Consider the following 13,941-nt stretch of genomic DNA (forward strand, 5'->3'; position numbering starts at 1 on the left):
CTGTTAAGGAAAGCCGACATGCAGCTTAAAGACACCCAGTTGTTCCGCCAGCAAGCCTTTATCGATGGCGCTTGGGTCGATGCGGACAATGGTCAAACCATCAAGGTCAACAACCCGGCCACGGGCGAGATTCTCGGCACCGTGCCGAAGATGGGCGCCGCGGAAACCCGCCGCGCCATCGAAGCCGCCGACAAGGCCCTGCCAGCCTGGCGTGCACTCACCGCCAAGGAGCGCGCCAACAAGCTGCGCCGCTGGTTCGAACTGCTGATCGAAAACCAGGACGACCTCGGCCGCCTGATGACCCTCGAACAAGGCAAGCCGCTGGCCGAAGCCAAGGGCGAAATCGTCTACGCCGCCTCGTTTATCGAGTGGTTCGCTGAAGAAGCCAAGCGCATCTATGGCGACGTGATCCCCGGCCACCAGCCCGACAAGCGCCTGATCGTGATCAAGCAGCCCATCGGCGTGACCGCAGCCATCACCCCGTGGAACTTCCCTGCGGCGATGATCACCCGCAAAGCCGGCCCGGCCCTGGCCGCCGGTTGCACCATGGTGATCAAGCCGGCCTCGCAAACCCCGTTTTCGGCCCTGGCCCTGGTTGAGCTGGCGCACCGCGCCGGTATCCCCAAAGGCGTGCTCAGTGTGGTCACCGGCAGTGCTGGCGACATCGGCGGCGAGCTGACCAGCAACCCCATCGTGCGTAAATTGTCCTTCACCGGCTCGACCGAAATTGGTCGCCAGCTGATGGCCGAATGCGCCAAGGACATCAAGAAAGTCTCCCTGGAACTGGGCGGTAACGCACCGTTCATCGTGTTCGACGACGCCGACCTGGATAAGGCCGTCGAAGGCGCGATCATCTCCAAGTACCGCAACAACGGCCAGACCTGCGTCTGCGCCAACCGCCTGTACATCCAGGATTCGGTGTACGACGCCTTCGCTGAGAAGCTCAAGGTGGCGGTGACCAAATTGAAGATCGGTAACGGCCTGGAAGACGGCACCACCACCGGCCCGCTGATCGACGAAAAAGCCGTGGCCAAGGTGCAGGAACATATCGCTGATGCCCTGAGCAAAGGCGCCAAGCTGTTGGCCGGTGGCAAGGTGATGGAAGGCAACTTCTTCGAACCGACCATCCTGGTTGACGTGCCGAAAAACGCCGCCGTGGCCAAGGAAGAAACCTTCGGCCCGCTGGCGCCACTGTTCCGCTTCAAAGACGAAGCCGAAGTGATCGCCATGTCCAACGACACCGAGTTCGGCCTGGCCTCCTACTTCTACGCCCGCGACCTGGGCCGGGTGTTCCGTGTGGCCGAGGCCCTGGAATACGGTATGGTCGGCGTCAACACCGGGTTGATCTCCAACGAAGTGGCGCCGTTCGGCGGCATCAAGGCCTCGGGCCTGGGCCGTGAAGGCTCCAAGTACGGGATCGAGGACTACCTGGAAATCAAATACCTCTGCCTGGGCATCTAAGGCACGGGATTGCAGCAAACGCAGAGGGCACGAGAGCGCTGCCCCTTTGCGTGTTTCACATGGTTATTCGCAGTGGCCGGGAAAGCTGTGGCAGTCGATCATCGCATGCTGCCGTAGTTGCCTCCCCGCCACCTATCCTTGAGCCACGCCGCCCGATGAGCGGCGAATGAGGACTTTATGAGCAAGACCAACGCTTCCCTGATGAAACGCCGCGAAGCCGCTGTACCGCGCGGTGTTGGCCAGATTCACCCGATCTTCGCTGACTCCGCGAAGAACGCCACCGTGACCGACGTTGAAGGTCGCGAGTTCATCGACTTCGCCGGCGGTATCGCCGTGCTGAACACCGGCCACGTGCACCCGAAAATCATCGCGGCCGTGACCGAGCAGCTCAACAAGCTGACCCACACCTGCTTCCAGGTATTGGCCTACGAGCCCTACGTAGAAGTGTGCGAAAAAGTCGCCGCCAAGGTGCCAGGTGATTTCGCCAAGAAAACCCTGCTGGTCACCACCGGTTCCGAAGCCGTGGAAAACGCCGTGAAGATCGCCCGCGCCGCCACCGGCCGTGCCGGTGTGATCGCCTTCACCGGCGCTTACCACGGCCGCACCATGATGACCCTGGGCCTTACCGGTAAGGTCGTGCCTTACTCGGCCGGCATGGGCCTGATGCCGGGCGGCGTGTTCCGTGCGCTGTACCCCAACGAACTGCACGGTGTGAGCGTCGACGACTCCATCGCCAGCATCGAGCGCATCTTCAAGAACGATGCCGAGCCGCGTGATATCGCCGCCATCATCATCGAGCCGGTACAGGGCGAAGGCGGTTTCTACGTCGCGCCAAAAGCCTTCATGAAGCGCCTGCGCGAACTGTGCGACAAGCACGGCATCCTGCTGATCGCCGACGAAGTGCAAACCGGTGCCGGGCGTACCGGTACCTTCTTCGCCATGGAACAGATGGGCGTTGCCGCCGACCTGACCACCTTCGCCAAATCCATCGCGGGCGGCTTCCCGCTGGCCGGTGTGTGCGGCAAGGCCGAGTACATGGACGCTATCGCTCCAGGCGGTTTGGGCGGCACCTATGCCGGTAGCCCGATTGCCTGCGCCGCGGCCCTGGCCGTGATGGAAGTGTTCGAAGAAGAGCACCTGCTGGACCGCTGCAAGGCCGTGGGCGAGCGCCTGGTGACTGGCCTCAAGGCCATTCAGGCCAAGTACCCGGTGATCGGCGAAGTGCGTGCCTTGGGCGCGATGATCGCGGTCGAGCTGTTCGAAGACGGCGACACCCACAAGCCAAACGCTGCCGCCGTTGCCTCCGTGGTGGCCAAGGCACGTGACAAGGGCCTGATCCTGCTGTCCTGCGGTACCTACGGCAACGTATTGCGCGTACTGGTGCCCCTGACCTCGCCGGACGAGCAGTTGGACAAGGGCTTGGCGATCATCGAAGAGTGCTTCTCCGAACTCTGACACGCCCGTTCCTACGAAAAACAAAAAAACCGCTTCGGCGGTTTTTTTGTGCCTGCTTCATTGTACGCACGCGCCTGCATTGTCTAAGGTGCAAGCATTGCCGATGGAGCGTGCTGGATGACTGCTGTTGATTTACCCGCTGTACCCCGAGTGTTAATCGCCGAAGCAGACCCTTGGTCGCGGGACCTGCTCAAGCAAGTGCTGTTGAATGTGCGCTGTGACGCACGGCTGGATGTGTGCGCCGATGGGCAACACGCCGCCACGCTGTTGGGCGAAAAAACCTATGACCTGATCTTGGCCGATTGGGAGCTGCCGGGCGTGGATGGCCTGAGCCTGCTGCGCAGCGTGCGCCAGAAACGCCGTTCGCTGCCGTTTATCTTGCTGAGCAGTCGCAACGACAGTGCCAGCGTGCGCGAAGCCTTGCCCCTGGCGCCCACCGCCTACCTCACCCGCCCGCTGAACATGGAAAGCCTGACCCAGCGCCTGCAAGACCTGCTGCTCAACGAAGGCGAAAGCGTGTACTGCGAAATCCCACCGCTGGCGCCGGGCATGACCTTGCCCGCCTTCCTTGAGCGGCGCCGCGAGGTCTGCGATGGCGCGCCGCTGCGCGTGGATGTGAAAGCTGCCGTGCAACGCAGCCTCGGCCCCGAAGGCCTGGACCTCAAGCAGTTGGAAGGCCAGGTGCACAGCGACCCGCAAATCACCGCCGTACTCATCGCCGCCGCCAACAGCGCCGGCTACCACGGCACGCCGGTGCAGACCCTGTCAGAGGCCCTGCATAAGTTGGTGCCCGGCCAGAGCATGAATCTCATCCTGGGCCTGGCGCTCAAGCACAACGTGGTGTTGGGCGACCCTGGGCTGGTGGCCTACGCCGAGCGGCACTGGCAACTGTCCCAGGACAGCGCCGACTACGCCCGGCGCCTGGCGCGCATGCTAGAGCTCGATCACGAGCGTTGCTACAGCGCCTGCATCCTGCACCGCTTGGGCGACCTGGCCTTGTTGCGCTGCCTGGAAGACTGGCGCCAGGGCGGCGGCGCCCTGGATGACGAAGCCATAGGGGAATCCCTCGACGCCTTTGGCGCCGCCTACGGTTCGGCATTGCGCACACGTTGGCGCTTGCCGCTGGAGTTGCGGCAGTTGATCGCGGGGATCTATTCACTTGAAGGCGGGGTGTATTCGCGCGAAGCCCTGGTGGTGAACCTGGCGGTGCAAATGGCGCGGCTGACCGAGCACGAAGGGCTCGAAGAACTGGCAGGCAGCAAGACCGCGCGGCTGCTCAAGGTAGGCTTGTCGGAACTGACCCGAGTGCGCAAAACCTGAAACACACACCGACCCACTGTGGGAGCTGGCTTGCCTGCGATAGCGGTGGGTCAGTCAAGACGCCATCGCAGGCAAGCCAGCTCCCACAGTGGGTCGGTGTTAACCGGCGATAACGCGGTTCTTGCCCTGGCGCTTGGCCTCGTACATCGCCGCATCCGCTCGCGCAAACAGGCTGTCGAGGGTGGAGTCATCTTCGCGCAGGCCGGCCAGGCCTTGGCTGACGGTCACATTGAATTCATGCCCTTCGTAGCTGAACACCAATGCCTGGATTTCCTTGCCCAACCGCTCGGCAACCTGCAGGGCCATCTCCGGTGGGCAACCCGGCAGCACAGCAGCAAATTCTTCGCCACCAACGCGCCCGAACAGGTCGCCACGGCGCAATACCCCGCGACCGCTCTCGGCGATGCGCCGCAGCACCTGGTCGCCCTCCAGGTGGCCATAGGTGTCGTTGATGTCTTTGAAATCATCGATGTCCAGCAACAGGAACGCCAGCGGCGTGCCCTGCGCGCAGGCATTGTCGAACGCCTGGTTGGCGAGTTCGAAGAAGTGTCGGCGGTTGCTGCTTTGGGTCAGTACGTCGGTGGTGGCGAGGCGATGCAGTTCCAGCTCAAGTTGCTTCTTTTCGGTGATGTCTTCGGCGATGCCCACCACGATCATCGCTTCACCGGGCACCACCTGCTGGTTGATGTAGCACTTGTCGCTCAACCAGCGGATCTGCCCGTCAGCGGTGATGATGCGGTACTCGCGGTCCTCCACGGCGCCCTGTTCCAGCACACGGGCCAGGCTGTGTTCGGCGTAGTCGAGGTCTTCGGGGTGGACGCTGTTGCGCCATTCGCGGTGGTCGGCCAGCAGCAGGCCGGCAGAGCGGCCAAACAGGCGCTCGTACGCCGGGCTCACATACAGCACGCGGCGTGTTTCCCAGTCGATGGCCCAGAGCACGGCGTTCACGCTGACCAGCAGGGAACTGAGCAGTTGCTCACGCTCACTCAGCCGCTCGACTTCACCTTGAGCATGCATAAGCGCCAACAGGGTCGCCGCCGCGGCCGGGCGCGGCGGCTCTGCGGTGGGCACATCGGGCAGGCTGGGCTTTTCGTGAACCATCGGTACAACTCTCTCTGGGCGCGCCGCAGGTGCAAAAGCGGTCACTACAAGGGGTCACCATGATGGCGAAGTGTTCTTTGAGAGAGGGGAATTGCGGTGAAGTTCCGTGAACGGCGTGGATTGACGGTGCCCGGAAAATGACGCCAAAAAGCCAGTGCGTGGGAGGGCGAACCCTCCCACGGCGCCCTCACGCTGCTGTAGGACGCAACGAGTAAGTCTTCAACTGGTGGGCAAAATCGCGCAGGGATTGGATGCCACTGGCCTCGGCTTCATGCACCCATTCCTTGATCGCCGCCAGCATGTCGTGGCCGTTGGAACTGGTCTTGAGCCAGATCTGCTGCAGCGCCAGGCGCTTTTCGTAGATCACGGTCAGGGCATGGCTGTGTTCCAGCATGCTCTGGATGCGCAGGTGATGGCGGTCTTCCAGCAAGCTGGTTTCCCGCGACAGCAGGCGCTTGGCGCGGTGGAACTGGTGGCGTACCGAATGATCGACCTTCTCCAGCTCCTGCTTGACCAGCGGGCCAATCACCAACTTGCGGTATTGGGCCATGATCTGGAAGCGGTTGTTGAGGATCGCCATGGCGGTGTCCATGTCCAGGCTGCCCTTGCCTTCGACGCGGTGGGCGATGGGCGCTACACGCTGCACCTTGGCCAGGCGCAGGAAGCTGAACACCTTAATCCAGGCCCAGCCCAGGTCGAACTCCCACTTCTTCACCGACAGCTTGGCCGAGTTAGGGTAGGTGTGGTGGTTGTTGTGCAGCTCTTCGCCGCCGACGATGATGCCCCACGGCACCAGGTTGGTGGCGGCGTCACGGCATTCGAAGTTGCGATAGCCCACGGCATGCCCCAGGCCGTTGATGACGCCGGCGGCCCAGAACGGGATCCACATCATCTGGATCGCCCAGATAGTGATACCGATGGTGCCGAACAGCAGCAGGTCGATCACGCCCATGAGCGCCACGCCCAACAGCGGGTAGCGCGTGTAGAGATTGCGTTCGATCCAGTCGTCCGGGCAGTTTTTGCCGTAGATACGCAGGGTCTCGGGGTTTTCCGCCTCGGCGCGGTACAGCTCGGCACCTTTGCGCAGCACGGTGGACAAGCCCTTGATCACCGGGCTGTGCGGGTCATCGACGGTTTCGCATTTGGCGTGGTGCTTGCGGTGGATGGCGGTCCACTCGCGAGTGTTCTGCGCCGTGGTCAGCCACAGCCAGAAGCGGAAGAAGTGTTTAAGGCCGGCATTGAGCTCGAGCGAGCGATGGGCCGAATAACGGTGCAGATAGACAGTGACCCCAATAATGGTCACGTGGGTCATCAACAGCGTGACTGCCACCAGTTGCCAGGCGGACAGATCAAGAAAACCGTTGTACCACATAGGCTGTATGGCCCTCAGATAAAGAAAAAAACAGCACCCGCATTATCACTTCCTTTGCAGATAAAACCAGTCACCGTTTCAGATAAGACTTACAAAGTGTTTCCTCCTCTATAATCCTGATCCTTTGTAGGGCGATTCTGGTTATTTAGTAAGGATTACTAAGCATATGCTGTTTTCATACCGAGGTGCCCTACGTGCGGGGTTGGTGTACCTGCTGGTTTCCATCCTTTGGCTCCAGCTCAGCCATTACCTATTAATCAACTTTATCGATGAACCCTTGGAGCAGGGACGCTGGCTGCAAGCGCGCGGTTATGTGTGGGTCAGCCTCAGCGCCTTGCTCATTTACTGGATTGGCTGGCGTTTTGCCCGTGCCCATGCGTTGCAACAACCCCTGAAAGAGAACCGCGAGCGCCTGCGTCAGGCCGCTGCGGTGTTCGATTGCACCCGTGAAGGGGTGCTGGTCACCGATACCCAGGGGCTGATCGTGCACGTCAACCGCGCGTTTATGGAGATCACCGGCTACCAGCGCGACGACGTGATGGGCCAACGGCCAAGCCTGTTCAAGTCCGGGCGCCACTCGGCGCATTTCTACCAGCAAATGTTCCAGGCCCTGGAAAGCACCGGCGAGTGGAGCGGCGAAATCTGGAATCGACGTAAAAGCGGCGAGGTGTACCCCCAGTGGCAAACCATCCGCGTGATTCACGATGACCAGGGCCAGGTCAGCCACTACGTGGCGGTGTTTTCGGACATCAGCGCCATGAAGAACTCCGAGCACGAATTGGCGCACCTGGCCCATCACGACCCGCTCACCGACCTGCCCAACCGCCTGCTGTTCACCGATCGCGCCGAGCAGGCCCTGGCCTCCGCGCAGGTGCATAAACGTGGCTGCGCCCTGCTGTTGATGGACCTGGACCACTTCAAGATCATCAACGACAGCCTCGGCCATAACGCTGGCGATCAGTTGCTCAAACTGGTGGCCGAACGCCTGAGCGGCCTGTTTGGGCCGGGGGTTACCCTGGCGCGCCTGGGGGGCGACGAATTTGCCGTGCTGGCCGAAAGTTGCCCGCAGGTGGTGCAAGCGGCGGCCTTGGCGCAGCGCATGCTCAACGCCATGAAGGATCCGTTCATTTTTGACGGCAACCAGCTGTTTATCAGCGCCAGTATCGGTATCAGCCTGTTCCCCAGTGATGCCCTGAGCGCCGAGCAACTGTTGCGTAACGCCGATTCCGCGTTGTTCAAGGCCAAGAGCGCCGGGCGCGAAGGCTACGCGTTGTATACCGAAGAGCTGACCGCCCACGCCCAGCATCGGGTGGAAATCGCTGGCGAGCTGCGTCGCGCCCTCGACCAACATGAGCTGCGCGTGTATTACCAGCCGGTGCACGACCTGCACGACAGTCGTTTGGTCGGCGTTGAAGCACTGGTGCGCTGGCAGCACCCGGAACGCGGCCTGGTACCCCCGGGCGAGTTCATTCCTATCGCCGAGCGCACCGGGTTGATTGCCGACATCGATGCGTGGGTGATGGACCAGGCCTGCCGCCAGATGTGCCAATGGCTGGCCGACGGCGCGCCGCTGAGCTTTATCGCAATCAATGTCTCCAGCCGCCTGTTTGCCCGGCGCGAGCTGTATGAGCAAGTGGCCCAAGTGCTGCACACCACTGGGCTGGATCCGGCCTTCCTGGAGCTGGAAGTCACCGAGAGCGCCGTGATGGACGACCCGGAAGTCGCGTTGGAGCAACTGCACCGCCTGCGCGAACTGGGCCTGCGCCTGGCGATCGACGACTTTGGCACCGGCTATTCCTCGTTGCTGCGCCTCAAGCGTCTGCCGGTGCAGAAGCTCAAGATCGACCAGGGCTTTGTGGCGGGCTTGCCGTGGGACGAAGACGACGCGGCGATTGTGCGCGTGGTGATCGCCCTGGCCAAAAGCATGGGCATGCAGGTGCACGCCGAAGGAATTGAGCAGGTGGAACAGGCGCGGTTCCTACTGGATCAGGAATGCGACATGGGCCAGGGGTATTGGTTTGGACGGCCCATGCCGGCTGATGAAATCGACTGGACCCGAGCACCTCTGATCCGCCAGGACTGACGCGGTCAATGTGGGAGTCGGGCTTGCCCGCGAAGGCGGTGTGTCAGTCGCTGCATGTGTTACTGCACCACCGCTTTCGCAGGCAAGCCAGCTCCCACAGGGTTCTGCGGCGACTGTGCATGAGCGTTTTTTCTGTGGAAACCCTTGCAACCCCATGCCCTATCAGAAAATTCTTTCTGGTTATATAAACATTCTTAAATAGTATTTTTAAGAATATCCGCGCTTATCTACTATCGCCCTCACGCCGCAAGCAGTGCCGCCACTGCCAGGCACTACTCATTTTCAGGAGCGAGACCATGAGCGCATCTCTACGTAGCGTTGACGGCCAGGACGAAGCAGCCATTTTGCGTGAAATCCAGAGCGCCCTGCGCGACCTGCGGTTTGGCGCGGTGGAAATCACCGTACACAACGCCCAAGTGGTACAGATCGAACGCAAGGAAAAATTCCGTCTGCAGAACCCCGGTAACAAACCGAGCTGAGCAAGAACGGCGATAGACCCGCAATTACAAGAAAAGCCAACACTCAAGAATTTCAGGAGCTTCTATGTCGTCGATTCGCCGTTATGCCTTGGCCGCATTGGCCAGTGCCGTGTTTGCCGGTTCCGCCGTTGCCAAGGACTACGAGTTGCTCAACGTCTCGTACGACCCCACCCGTGAGCTGTACCAGGATTACAACGCTGAGTTCACCAGCTTCTGGAAACAGTCCCACCCCGGCGACAACGTCAAGATCCAGCAGTCCCACGGTGGCTCGGGCAAGCAAGCACGCGCAGTGATTGACGGCCTGCGCGCCGACGTAGTGACCCTGGCCCTGGCCGGTGACATTGATGAAGTCGCCAAGCTGGGCAAGACCCTGCCGGAGAACTGGCAGACCCGCCTGCCGGACGCCAGCACCCCATACACCTCCACCATCGTGTTCCTGGTGCGCAAGGGCAACCCCAAAGGCATCAAGGACTGGGGCGACCTGATCAAGAAAGACGTGTCGGTGATCACGCCCAACCCGAAAACCTCCGGCGGTGCACGCTGGAACTTCCTCGCCGCCTGGGCCTACGGCCTCAAGGCTGGCGGCAGCGAAGCCAAGGCCCAGGAATACGTCAAAGAGCTGTTCAAGCACGTGCCGATACTGGACACCGGCGCGCGCGGTTCTACCATTACCTTCGTCAACAACGGCCAGGGTGACGTGCTGCTGGCGTGGGAAAACGAGGCGTTCCTGGCCTTGAAGGAAGACGGCGGCGCCGACAAGTTCGACATCGTCGTGCCTTCCCTGTCGATCCTGGCGGAACCGCCTGTGGCCGTTGTGGACAAGAACGCCGAGAAAAAGGGCAACACCGAGATCGCCACCGCGTACCTCAACCACCTGTACAGCCCGGCGGGCCAGGAGATTGCGGCGAAGAACTTCTACCGTCCACGGGATGAAAAAGTCGCCGCCAAATACGCCCAGCAGTTCCCGAAACTGGACCTGGTGACTATCGACAAAGACTTCGGCGGCTGGAAAACTGCCCAACCGAAATTCTTCAATGACGGTGGCGTGTTCGACCAGATCTACACGGCGCAATAAGCCAAAGTAACTGTAGGGGCCTGACTTTTTTGTAGGAACTGGGCTTGTGTGGGAGCTGGCTTGCCTGCGATAGCATCACCGTGGTGTGACTGACACACCGAGGTGCCTGCATCGCGGGCAAGCCCGGCTCCCACAGAAAAGCCAGCTCCCACAAAAAGCGCGCTCCTACAGTGGTTTCTACCCTTTAACCAAGGACTCTTATGTCGCGTCGTATCTCCCCCGTCATACCCGGCTTCGGGCTGACGCTGGGCTACACCGTGGTGTACCTCAGCCTGATCGTACTCATCCCCCTGGCGGCGATGTTTGTACACGCCGCTCAACTCACCTGGGATCAGTTCTGGAACATCATCTCCGCGCCTCGCGTGCTGGCGGCCTTGAAGCTGAGCTTCAGTACCGCGCTGTACGCCGCACTCATCAACGGTGTGATTGGCACTTTGTTGGCCTGGGTGCTGGTGCGCTACACCTTCCCCGGGCGCAAGGTCATCGACGCGATGATCGACCTGCCGTTCGCCCTGCCCACCGCCGTCGCCGGTATCGCGCTGACGGCGCTGTACGCGCCCAACGGCCTGGTCGGCCAGTTTGCCGCCGACCTGGGTTTCAAGATCGCCTACACCCCCCTGGGTATCACCCTGGCGCTGACCTTCGTCACGTTGCCCTTCGTGGTGCGCACGGTGCAGCCGGTGCTGGCCGATATCCCCCGGGAAATCGAAGAGGCCGCCGCCTGCCTCGGCGCCAAGCCGTTGCAGGTGTTCCGCTATATCCTCGTGCCGGCATTGTTGCCCGCCTGGCTGACCGGCTTCGCCCTGGCGTTTGCCCGAGGCGTGGGTGAGTACGGTTCGGTGATCTTCATCGCTGGCAACATGCCGATGAAAACCGAAATCCTGCCATTGCTGATCATGGTCAAGCTCGACCAATACGACTACCGCGGCGCCACCTCCATTGGTGTGCTGATGCTGGTGGTGTCCTTTGTCTTGCTGCTGCTGATCAACCTGTTGCAGCGGCGCATCGAACGTCCATAAGGAGGCGCGGAACATGTCCCAATCGTCTATTTCCGCCGCGTCCTCGGCCAACGCCGCCCGGCGTGGCAGTGCGACCTCGCGACGTATCCTGATCGGCCTTGGCTGGCTGGTATTCGTCCTGTTTCTGCTGCTGCCATTGCTGGTGGTGGTGTCCCAGGGCTTGAAGAACGGCCTCGGCACGTTCTTCACCGCAATCCTTGAGCCAGACGCGCTGTCGGCGCTGAAACTCACGGTGATCGCCGTGCTGATTTCGGTGCCGCTCAACCTGGTGTTCGGCGTCAGCGCCGCCTGGTGCGTGAGCAAGTACTCGTTCCGTGGCAAGAGCATCCTGGTCACGCTGATCGACCTGCCGTTCTCGGTCTCGCCGGTGATCGCCGGCCTGGTGTACGTGTTGATGTTCGGCGCCCAGGGCTTCTTCGGGCCGTGGCTGCAAGAGCATGACATCCAGATCGTGTTCGCCCTGCCGGGCATCGTGCTGGCGACCATCTTCGTCACCGTGCCGTTCGTGGCCCGTGAGCTGATCCCGCTGATGCAGGAGCAGGGCACCCAGGAAGAAGAGGCCGCGCGCCTGCTGGGCGCCAATGGCTGGCAGATGTTCTGGCATGTCACCGTGCCGAACATCAAATGGGGCCTGATCTATGGCGTGGTGCTGTGTACGGCGCGGGCCATGGGTGAGTTCGGCGCGGTGTCGGTGGTGTCCGGCCACATTCGCGGCGTGACCAACACCCTGCCGCTGCATGTCGAGATTCTTTACAACGAATACAACCACGTTGCCGCGTTTGCGGTGGCCAGCCTGTTGCTGATCCTGGCGCTCTTCATCCTGCTGCTCAAGCAGTGGAGCGAGAACCGAATCAACCGCCTGCGCAACAGCGCGGGTGAGGAATAAGTCATGTCGATCGAAGTCCGTAATGTCAGCAAGAACTTCAACGCCTTCAAGGCCCTGGACAGCATCAACCTGGATATCCAGAGTGGCGAGCTGGTGGCGTTGCTGGGCCCGTCCGGCTGTGGCAAGACTACGTTGCTGCGCATCATTGCCGGCCTGGAAACTCCGGATGCCGGCAGCATCGTGTTCCATGGCGAAGACGTTTCCGGCCACGATGTGCGTGATCGCAACGTGGGCTTTGTGTTCCAGCACTACGCGCTGTTCCGCCACATGACCGTGTTCGACAACGTCGCTTTCGGCCTGCGCATGAAGCCGAAAAACCAACGCCCCACCGAAAGCCAGATCGCGAGCAAGGTTCATGAACTGCTGAACATGGTGCAGCTTGATTGGTTGTCGGACCGTTACCCGGAACAACTCTCCGGTGGCCAGCGCCAGCGTATCGCCCTGGCCCGCGCCCTGGCGGTGGAGCCCAAGGTTCTGCTGCTCGACGAGCCGTTCGGCGCCCTTGATGCCAAGGTGCGTAAAGAACTGCGCCGCTGGCTGGCGCGCCTGCACGAGGACATCAACCTGACCTCGGTCTTCGTGACCCACGACCAGGAAGAGGCCATGGAAGTCGCCGACCGTATCGTGGTGATGAACAAGGGCGTGATCGAGCAGATCGGTTCACCGGGCGACGTCTACGAAAACCCGGCAAGCGACTTTGTCTATCACTTCCTGGGGGACTCCAACCGCCTGCATTTGGGCGAAGACAAGCACCTGCTGTTCCGCCCCCACGAAGTGTCGTTGTCACGCCATGAACTGGAAGATCACCATGCGGCGCAAGTGCGGGATATTCGGCCGTTGGGCGCGACTACTCGCGTGACCTTGAAGGTCGAAGGCCAAAGCGAGTTGATCGAGGCCGAAGTGGTGAAAGACCATGACAGCCTCACCGGGTTGGCGCGGGGCGAGACCCTGTTCTTCAAACCCAAGGTCTGGCAAAAAGCCTAATAACACTGCAAAACCCTTGTGGGAGCCGGGCTTGCCCGCGATGGCGGTGTGTCAGTCGACAGTTATGCCAACTGATCCACCGCCATCGCGGGCAAGCCCGGCTCCCACATTGGATGTTCAGTACTTGTTAGACCGTGGCGTTTTTCCCGCGTACTCCCACCGGCCCAGAGCGCTCTTCAATCTGGCGCTTGAGGTCCTGCCGCAACCCCAGCAAAAACGCCAACTCCGCCACCACAAACAACGGCCCCACGATCAGCCCCGACACATCATCCACAAACGCAGGCTTCCTGCCTTCGTAGTAATGCCCGACGAACTGAATCACCCAGCCCACCACAAACATGCCCGCGCCGCTGCTCAGCCACACCGCCGTGCTTTGCGCCGCCAGCACATGCCCGGCCCACACCGACAAGCCCATCAGCACCGTCATCAACACGCCCAAGGCCAGTTCCAGGCGCAGATAAAACCACGCCGAAAACAACGCCAGCAGTACCGCAGGTGATAGCCAGAGCCCGCCCACCGACCATTCGGGGCGCGACAGCAGCACGGCCACCGCCACCACAATCAACGGAATACCGATGAAGTGGCTGGCGATGTTGCGTGGGTCGCGGTGGTACGCGGCGTATTGACTGAGATGGTCGACGAGGCTTTTCATTGTTGTTCCTCCTGTAGGATGTTTGATCATGCCCTGTCAGTCGGTGCCTAACTG

12 protein-coding genes are annotated in these 13,941 nt (G+C 61.4%); 9 read left to right on the forward strand and 3 right to left on the reverse strand.

Going from position 1 to position 13,941, the window contains the following annotated elements:
* Nucleotides 1-18: 18 nt before the first annotated feature.
* The 3 genes from gabD (at nt 19) to RHM69_RS22210 (ending at nt 4,236) form a co-directional block, all read left to right on the forward strand.
* Nucleotides 19-1,461 (forward strand): NADP-dependent succinate-semialdehyde dehydrogenase, encoded by a 1,443-nt coding sequence (gene gabD, locus RHM69_RS22200; protein ID WP_003187552.1) that lies wholly within the window; start codon nt 19-21, stop codon nt 1,459-1,461.
* A gap of 177 nt (nt 1,462-1,638) precedes the next feature.
* On the forward strand, nt 1,639-2,916 hold the full coding sequence (gene gabT / locus RHM69_RS22205) for a 4-aminobutyrate--2-oxoglutarate transaminase (RefSeq protein WP_014716416.1): 1,278 nt from the start codon (nt 1,639-1,641) through the stop codon (nt 2,914-2,916).
* A 117-nt stretch (nt 2,917-3,033) separates the two neighbouring features.
* The gene (locus tag RHM69_RS22210) at nt 3,034-4,236 is read left to right on the forward strand and encodes an HDOD domain-containing protein (protein ID WP_106111749.1); all 1,203 of its coding nucleotides are present in this window, start codon (nt 3,034-3,036) and stop codon (nt 4,234-4,236) included.
* A gap of 99 nt (nt 4,237-4,335) precedes the next feature.
* Here RHM69_RS22210 and RHM69_RS22215 read toward each other — a convergent pair whose 3' ends face one another.
* Together RHM69_RS22215 and desA are read right to left on the reverse strand one after the other, a co-directional pair.
* Nucleotides 4,336-5,337, reverse strand: coding sequence for a GGDEF domain-containing protein (locus RHM69_RS22215; RefSeq protein ID WP_014716418.1), 1,002 nt, complete (start codon nt 5,335-5,337; stop codon nt 4,336-4,338).
* Between the two features lie 187 nt (nt 5,338-5,524).
* Entirely contained in the window at nt 5,525-6,709 is a 1,185-nt protein-coding gene (gene desA / locus RHM69_RS22220) for a delta-9 fatty acid desaturase DesA (protein WP_003187559.1), read from the reverse strand.
* Between the two features lie 166 nt (nt 6,710-6,875).
* Between desA and dibA the strand changes: the two genes are divergently transcribed.
* The 6 genes from dibA (at nt 6,876) to RHM69_RS22250 (ending at nt 13,235) form a co-directional block, all read left to right on the forward strand.
* The gene (gene dibA / locus RHM69_RS22225) at nt 6,876-8,792 is read left to right on the forward strand and encodes a phosphodiesterase DibA (protein ID WP_200600824.1); all 1,917 of its coding nucleotides are present in this window, start codon (nt 6,876-6,878) and stop codon (nt 8,790-8,792) included.
* A 296-nt stretch (nt 8,793-9,088) separates the two neighbouring features.
* Nucleotides 9,089-9,271 carry a sulfur starvation response protein OscA gene (oscA, locus tag RHM69_RS22230; RefSeq protein ID WP_003170956.1) on the forward strand — a complete coding sequence of 61 codons (183 nt, stop codon included), beginning with the start codon at nt 9,089-9,091 and terminating at the stop codon, nt 9,269-9,271.
* A gap of 64 nt (nt 9,272-9,335) precedes the next feature.
* Entirely contained in the window at nt 9,336-10,346 is a 1,011-nt protein-coding gene (locus RHM69_RS22235) for a sulfate ABC transporter substrate-binding protein (RefSeq protein WP_014716420.1), read from the forward strand.
* A gap of 200 nt (nt 10,347-10,546) precedes the next feature.
* On the forward strand, nt 10,547-11,365 hold the full coding sequence (cysT, locus tag RHM69_RS22240) for a sulfate ABC transporter permease subunit CysT (protein ID WP_003187564.1): 819 nt from the start codon (nt 10,547-10,549) through the stop codon (nt 11,363-11,365).
* A gap of 13 nt (nt 11,366-11,378) precedes the next feature.
* On the forward strand, nt 11,379-12,251 hold the full coding sequence (cysW, locus tag RHM69_RS22245; protein ID WP_014716421.1) for a sulfate ABC transporter permease subunit CysW: 873 nt from the start codon (nt 11,379-11,381) through the stop codon (nt 12,249-12,251).
* Between the two features lie 3 nt (nt 12,252-12,254).
* Nucleotides 12,255-13,235: a sulfate/molybdate ABC transporter ATP-binding protein gene (locus RHM69_RS22250; protein ID WP_014716422.1), complete on the forward strand. Its 981-nt coding sequence runs from the start codon at nt 12,255-12,257 to the stop codon at nt 13,233-13,235.
* A gap of 127 nt (nt 13,236-13,362) precedes the next feature.
* On the opposite strand, the gene RHM69_RS22255 is transcribed toward RHM69_RS22250, so the two are convergent.
* A complete protein-coding gene (locus tag RHM69_RS22255; protein WP_014716423.1) occupies nt 13,363-13,887 on the reverse strand; it encodes a DUF962 domain-containing protein in 525 nt (174 codons plus the stop codon).
* Nucleotides 13,888-13,941 lie beyond the last annotated feature (54 nt).

It is taken from the genome of Pseudomonas sp. CCI1.1 (assembly GCF_034348165.1).
GTDB lineage: Bacteria > Pseudomonadota > Gammaproteobacteria > Pseudomonadales > Pseudomonadaceae > Aquipseudomonas > Aquipseudomonas paracarnis.

Bases quoted from the DNA above. Each gene is read 5' to 3' on its own strand.
- gabD (WP_003187552.1), top strand. From the start codon at position 19: ATGCAGCTTAAAGACACCCAGTTGTTCCGCCAGCAAGCCTTTATCGAT.
- gabT (WP_014716416.1), top strand. From the start codon at position 1,639: ATGAGCAAGACCAACGCTTCCCTGATGAAACGCCGCGAAGCCGCTGTA.
- RHM69_RS22210 (WP_106111749.1), top strand. From the start codon at position 3,034: ATGACTGCTGTTGATTTACCCGCTGTACCCCGAGTGTTAATCGCCGAA.
- RHM69_RS22215 (WP_014716418.1), bottom strand. From the start codon at position 5,337: ATGGTTCACGAAAAGCCCAGCCTGCCCGATGTGCCCACCGCAGAGCCG.
- desA (WP_003187559.1), bottom strand. From the start codon at position 6,709: ATGTGGTACAACGGTTTTCTTGATCTGTCCGCCTGGCAACTGGTGGCA.
- dibA (WP_200600824.1), top strand. From the start codon at position 6,876: ATGCTGTTTTCATACCGAGGTGCCCTACGTGCGGGGTTGGTGTACCTG.
- oscA (WP_003170956.1), top strand. From the start codon at position 9,089: ATGAGCGCATCTCTACGTAGCGTTGACGGCCAGGACGAAGCAGCCATT.
- RHM69_RS22235 (WP_014716420.1), top strand. From the start codon at position 9,336: ATGTCGTCGATTCGCCGTTATGCCTTGGCCGCATTGGCCAGTGCCGTG.
- cysT (WP_003187564.1), top strand. From the start codon at position 10,547: ATGTCGCGTCGTATCTCCCCCGTCATACCCGGCTTCGGGCTGACGCTG.
- cysW (WP_014716421.1), top strand. From the start codon at position 11,379: ATGTCCCAATCGTCTATTTCCGCCGCGTCCTCGGCCAACGCCGCCCGG.
- RHM69_RS22250 (WP_014716422.1), top strand. From the start codon at position 12,255: ATGTCGATCGAAGTCCGTAATGTCAGCAAGAACTTCAACGCCTTCAAG.
- RHM69_RS22255 (WP_014716423.1), bottom strand. From the start codon at position 13,887: ATGAAAAGCCTCGTCGACCATCTCAGTCAATACGCCGCGTACCACCGC.